The 5,844-nt window shown below is 75.2% G+C and carries 5 protein-coding genes; 4 read left to right on the top strand and 1 reads right to left on the bottom strand.

Annotated elements, in window-relative coordinates:
* Positions 1–2,155 (bottom strand): elongation factor G-like protein EF-G2 (locus F6X68_RS29795; protein WP_151457364.1); only part of this gene is annotated, 2,155 nt, incomplete at its 3' end.
* A 252-nt stretch (positions 2,156–2,407) separates the two neighbouring features.
* Here F6X68_RS29795 and pgsA point away from each other — a divergent pair.
* The 4 genes from pgsA to F6X68_RS29775 are packed head-to-tail and all read left to right on the top strand — an operon-like array spanning position 2,408 to position 5,699.
* Positions 2,408–3,040 (top strand): phosphatidylinositol phosphate synthase, encoded by a 633-nt coding sequence (gene pgsA, locus F6X68_RS29790; protein ID WP_101409171.1) that lies wholly within the window; start codon positions 2,408–2,410, stop codon positions 3,038–3,040.
* A 43-nt stretch (positions 3,041–3,083) separates the two neighbouring features.
* The gene (locus F6X68_RS29785) at positions 3,084–4,016 is read left to right on the top strand and encodes a phosphatidylinositol mannoside acyltransferase (RefSeq protein ID WP_151457363.1); all 933 of its coding nucleotides are present in this window, start codon (positions 3,084–3,086) and stop codon (positions 4,014–4,016) included.
* 15 nt (positions 4,017–4,031) lie between these two features.
* Entirely contained in the window at positions 4,032–5,192 is a 1,161-nt protein-coding gene (locus F6X68_RS29780) for a glycosyltransferase family 4 protein (protein ID WP_151457362.1), read from the top strand.
* 12 nt (positions 5,193–5,204) lie between these two features.
* Positions 5,205–5,699: a hypothetical protein gene (locus tag F6X68_RS29775; protein WP_192581594.1), complete on the top strand. Its 495-nt coding sequence runs from the start codon at positions 5,205–5,207 to the stop codon at positions 5,697–5,699.
* The last annotated feature ends 145 nt before the right edge of the window (positions 5,700–5,844 follow it).

Raw genomic sequence — 5,844 nt, 5'->3', positions numbered from 1 at the left:
CCCCGACCACGACGCCGACGAGCGGGTCGGCCAGGTGGGTGGGCATCGGGTCGTAGCGGACGAAGTGGCGGCGGAACGTGCCGGTGCCCGACGTCATGGAGCGCAGCTCGACCGCGTAGCGGAGCAGCTCCGTGGCGGGTACCTCGGCGCGGACCACGGTGCGCCCCTCGGCCTCGGGGTCGGCCTCGGTGCCGAGCACCCGGCCGCGCCGGCCGGACAGGTCGCCCATCACCGCGCCCACCGAAGAGTCGGGCACCCGGACCGCCACCTCGTCGATCGGCTCCAACAGCGCCGGCTGCCCCTTCCCGGCGGCGTCGCGCAGGGCGAGCGCCCCGGCGGTCTGAAAGGCCGCGTCGGAGGAGTCGACGCTGTGCGCCTTGCCGTCGACGAGGGTCACCCGCAGGTCCACCACCGGGTGGCCGGCGACCAGGCCGCGCTCCATCTGGGCGCGGACGCCCTTCTCGACGGAGGGGACGTAGTTGTGCGGCACCGCCCCGCCGACCACCCGGTCGACGAACTCGAATCCGGCGCCGGGCGGCAGCGGCTCGACCTCGATGTCGCAGACGGCGTACTGGCCGTGGCCGCCGGACTGCTTGACGTGCCGGCCGTGCCCCGACGCCCCGACGGTCAGCGTCTCGCGCAGCGCGACCCGGACGGGCTCGGTGTCCAGCTCCACCCCGCCGGCGCGCAGGCGCTCCAGCACCACGTCGGCGTGCGCCTCGCCCATGCACCAGAGCACCAGCTGGTGGGTCTCCGGGTTGCGCTCCAGCCGCATGGTGGGGTCGCCGGCGACCAGGCGGGCCAGGTTCCGCGCGAGGGCGTCCTCGTCGGCGCGGCTGCGGGCCACGACGGCCACCGGCAACAGCGGCTCGGGCATCTCCCAGGGGGCGATCAGCAGCGGGTCGTCCTTGGCGGAGACGGTGTCGCCGGTCTCCGCGCTGCCCGACTTGGTGATCGCGCAGATGTCACCGGCCACGCAGGCGCCCACCTCGCGCAGGCTCGCGCCCAGCGGCGTGTAGATGTGGCCGACCCGCTCGTCGGCGTCGTGGTCGGGGTGGCCGCGCTCGGCCATGCCGTGCCCGGAGACGTGCACGGTCTGCTCGGGACGCAGGGTGCCGGAGAAGACCCGGACCAGGGAGACCCGGCCGACGTGCCGGTCCACGGTCGTCTTGACCACCTCGGCGACCAGCGGGCCGTCCGGGTCGCAGGTCAGCGGCGGCCGGGGGGAGCCGTCCACCCCGGCGACCGCCGGCAGCTCGTGCTCCAGCGGCGAGGGGAAGCCGGCGGTGAGCACCTCCAGCAGCGCGTCCAGCCCGACGCCGGTCTCGGCGCAGACCGGCACCACCGGGTAGAAGTGGCCGCGGGCGACCGCCTTCTCCAGGTCGTCGACGAGCACGTCGGTGCCGATCTCCTCCCCGTCGAGGTAGCGGTCCATCAGGGTCTCGTCCTCGCTCTCGGCGATGATCCCCTCGATCAGCTCGTTGCGGGACTCGACGATGGCGGGCAGGTGCTCCGGGTCCGGCTCGCGTACCTCGGCCGGCAGCCCGGCGGTGTAGTCGAAGACCCGGCGGGTGATCAGGCCGAGCAGGCCGACGGTGGAGATCCCGTCGTCGCCGAGCATCGGCAGGTAGAGCGGGAGCACGTTGTCGCCGAAGACCCGCTGGCACAGCGCCACGGCCTCGTCGAAGTCGGCGCGCGGGTGGTCCAGCCGGGCCACGGCGACCGCCCGGGGCATGTCGACCGCCGCGCACTCCTCCCAGAGGGCGGCGGTGGCGGCGTCCATCCCGTCGACGGCGGAGACCACGAACAGCGCCGCGTCGGCGGCCCGCAGGCCTGCCCGCAGCTCGCCCACGAAGTCGGCGTAGCCGGGGGTGTCGAGCAGGTTGACCTTGACGCCGTCGTGCAGCAGCGGCGCGCAGGCCAGGCTCACCGAGCGCTGCTGGCGTACGGCTGCCGGGTCGTGGTCGCAGACGGTGGTGCCGTCGGCGACGTTGCCGGCCCGGCCGATCGTGCCGCTCGCCGCGAGCAGCGCCTCGACCAGGGTCGTCTTGCCGGCTCCGGAGTGCCCGACGAGCACCACGTTGCGGATCCTGCCGGGCTCGGTCACCACCGGCACGCCGCCGGCGGCCCCCTTCTCCTGACTCTTCTGCGCCATGGGGCGCACCTCCCTCAGCCGTGGTTGGTGGCGACCGCCGCGCGCGACGGGGAAGCGGCCCGGTCGGGTTCCGCGGCGACATCCTCCGGTGTGGTGCCGGTTTGCGGGTAATCAACGGGCGGGTGGGTGAGCTGGCTCACTTCCCTGCCTCGATCTCACACCCGATCCGGGGCCGACACAAGGCTCCGTCCCCGCGGGTCGCCTGACCGGCCGTACCGCTGCTGCTACGCGGACCGTTATCGTGGGACCGCCATGGCGAAGATCTTCCAAGTGTCGGCCCGCGCGGGGATGACCCGTGTCGTCGAGCCGGTCGCACGCCGCCTGCTCCGAGCGGGCGTAACTCCCAACGCGGTCACCGTGGCGGGCACCCTCGGGGTGCTCGTCGGCGCACTCGGCTTCGGTGCCCGCGGTCATCTGGTCGCCGGGGCCCTGATAGTCACCTTCTTCGCGCTCACCGACCTGCTCGACGGGACGATGGCCCGGATGAGCGGGGGCTCGACGAAGTTCGGGGCGTTCCTCGACTCGAGCATGGACCGGGTCGCCGACAGCGCCGTCTTCGGTGCGGTGGCGTACTGGCTGGCCACCCAGCACCAGTACTCGGGTGTCGCCGCCGCGCTGCTCTGCCTGGCCGCCGGCGGGCTGGTCTCCTACGTCAAGGCCCGCGCCGAGGGGCTCGGCATGACCTGCAACGTGGGCATCGCCGAGCGCACCGAGCGGCTGCTCATCGTTGGCGTCGGCGGGCTGCTCACCGGCTTCAACGTCAAGCCCGCGCTGGAGATCGCGCTCTGGCTGCTGGCCGCCGTGTCGATCTTCACCGTCGGCCAGCGGATGGCGCACGTCTACCGCCAGGCCCAGCGGGTGCACACCCCGGGCGGGCAGGGGTGAGCGCGACACCCGCCGGTCGGCCGGGGCCGGAGGGCCGGCGCCGGTGAACCTCACCGAGCTCGGCTACATCGCCGGGTGGCGCGTGATCCGCGCGCTGCCCCGGTCCGTCGCGGCGGCGGCGTTCCGGGCGGGCGCCGACCGCGCCCACCGTCGCGGCGGCGGGGGTACGGCCCGACTGCGCGCGAACCTTCGCCGGGTGGTCGGCCCCGACCTGCCGGAGGCCGAGCTCGACGAGCTGGTCCGTCGTGGCCTGCGCTCGTACGCCCGCTACTGGCTGGAGGCGTTCCGGCTGCCCGCGCTCAGCCGGGCGGAGATCCTGGCCGGTTTCCGGCTCGACGGCGAGGAGAAGCTCGCCGCCGACGTGGCGGCCGGCCGGGGCGCGGTGGTGGCGCTGCCGCACGCCGGCAACTGGGACGCCGCCGGCGCCTGGGTCGCGGCGACCGGCTGGCCGATCACCACCGTCGCCGAGCGGCTCAAGCCCGAGGGCGTCTACCAGCGCTTCCTCGCCTTCCGGCGCAGCCTGGGCATGGAGATCCTGCCCACCCACGGCGGCGAGCGGAACGCCTTCGACGTGCTGGTCGACCGGGTCCGGGCCGGCACGGTGGTGCCCCTGCTGGCCGACCGGGACCTCTCCGCGCGGGGCGTGGAGGTCGAGTTCTTCGGCCACCGCACCCGGATGCCCCCCGGCCCGGCCCTGCTCGCGCTGCGCACCGGAGCGCCGCTCTACGTCGCCTCGATGTGGTACGAGGCGGACGCGGCGTGCGCCTCGATCGAGGGACCGCTGCCGCTGCCCGGCCCGGAGGAGGGCCCGCTCGACCAGCGGGTCCGGTCGCTGACCCAGCGGATCGCCGACGGTCTGGCGGCGGGCATCGCCCGGCATCCGGAAGACTGGCACATGTTGCAGCGGATGTGGCTGGACCAGCATGGCAGGGGCGGCGACGCGAACCTGCCCTCCCCGGCCGCCGGACAGGCGTAAGGGAGGCGTTTGCACGTGCGCATCGGCATCGTGTGCCCGTACTCCTTCGACGTGCCCGGTGGGGTGCAGAACCACGTCATGGACCTCGCCGAGGCGCTGATCGGGCTCGGGCACGAGGTGAGCGTGCTCGCCCCGGCCGACGAGGACTCCCCGCTGCCGGCGTACGTGGTGCCGGCGGGACGGGCCCTGCCGCTGCCGTACAACGGCTCGGTGGCCCGCATCGCCTTCGGCCCGGTCTCCACCGCGCGGGTGCGGCGGTGGATCATCCGGGGCGAGTTCGACGTGCTGCACGTGCACGAGCCGCTGACCCTGAGCCTGTCGCTGCTGGCCGTGCTCTCCGCCCGCGGCCCGGTGGTGGCGACCTTCCACACCGCGATGACCCGGTCGCGGGCGCTGGCCGCCGCGCAGGGCGTGCTCCAGATCGTGCTGGAGCGGATCACCGCCCGGATCGCGGTGAGCGCCCTGGCGCGCAAGGTGCAGGTCGAGCACATGGACGGCGGGGCGGTGGAGATCCCCAACGGGGTGGCCGTCGCGAAGTTCAGCCACGCGCAGCCCCTCCCGGGTTGGCCGGGGGAGTGCCCGCCGGGCCGCGACGGGACGATCGGGTTCCTCGGCCGGTTCACCGAGGCCCGCAAGGGCTTCCCGATCCTGCGCGACGCCTTCGTCGAGCTGGCCCGGCAGCGTCCCGGCCTGCGGCTGCTGGTGGCCGGTCCCGGCGACGCCGACGACCTGTTCGGCCGGTTCCCGGCCGACCTGCGGGACCGGGTGACCTTCCTCGGGCTGGTCTCCGAGGAGGACAAGGCGCGGATGCTGCGCAGCGTGCACCTCTACGTGGCGCCGAACACCGGCGGCGAGTCGTTCGGCATGATCCTCACCGAGGCGCTCGCGGCGGGCACGACCGTCGTCGCCAGCGACCTCGACGCGTTCCGCCGGGTGCTCGACGGCGGCCGGGCCGGCCGGCTCTTCCCGACCGGGGACCCGGCCGCGCTGCGTACCGCCCTCACCGACCTGCTCGACGATCCCGGCGCCCGGGCCGCGCTGACCGCCTGCGGCGACCAGGTGGTGGCCACCTTCGACTGGCCCGTGGTCGCCCGGCGGGTGCTGGAGGTGTACGCGGCGGCGATCGAGGCCACCGACGGGCGGGTCATGGACACCGAATGGGTGGGGCTGGACTAGACGATGTCGGGCATGTGGTGGGTGGTGCTCGCGGCCCTGGTCGTCGGGCTGGTGGCGGCGTACCTCGTCTGGACCGCCGGGCGGGTCGGCCGGCTGCACGCGCGGGCGGAACTGGCGGCCCGCGCCCTGGAGGCCCACCTGCTGCGCCGGGCGGCCGCCGCCGCGGTCCTGGCCGAGCGCCGCTACGGCGTCGAGCTGTACGCGGCGGCGCGGATCGCGCTGGACGCCGAGCCCGACGAGCGGGAGGCCGCCGAGAACGACCTCACCCGCCAGTTGCGGGCGGTGGAGCTGGACCCGGCGGACCCGGGCTGCGAGGCGGTGATCGGCGCCAGCCGGCGGCTCGCCCTGGCCCGTCAGGTGCACACCGACCTGGTCCGCGACGCCCGCGCGGCGCGGGGCCGCCCGCTGGTGCGCCTGTTGCGGATGGGGCGCCGCCGCCCCTGGCCGACCTACTTCGACATCGACGACCCCACCCTGACCGTCCCGGCTGACGTCCCCGCCACCTGACCCTCGCGCAGCCGCCGCCACCTGGCCCCAGCGCGTCCCCGCGTCGTGCGGGCGTCCCCGCGTCGTGCGGGCGTCCCCGCGTCGTGCGGGCGTCCCCGCGTCGTGCGGGCGTCCCCGCGCCGCGCGCGGCTGACCGGCCTCCAGG

It is taken from the genome of Micromonospora sp. AMSO12t (assembly GCF_008806585.1).
In the GTDB taxonomy this organism is placed as follows: domain Bacteria; phylum Actinomycetota; class Actinomycetes; order Mycobacteriales; family Micromonosporaceae; genus Micromonospora; species Micromonospora reichwaldensis.
The sequence above is the reverse complement of the archived record's forward strand: the minus strand, read 5'-3'. Positions and strand labels throughout refer to the sequence as shown.

What these genes read in the sequence shown, in the direction of transcription:
- pgsA (WP_101409171.1), top strand. Translation starts at nt 2,408, where the DNA reads ATGGCGAAGATCTTCCAAGTGTCGGCCCGCGCGGGGATGACCCGTGTC.
- F6X68_RS29775 (WP_192581594.1), top strand. Translation starts at nt 5,205, where the DNA reads ATGTGGTGGGTGGTGCTCGCGGCCCTGGTCGTCGGGCTGGTGGCGGCG.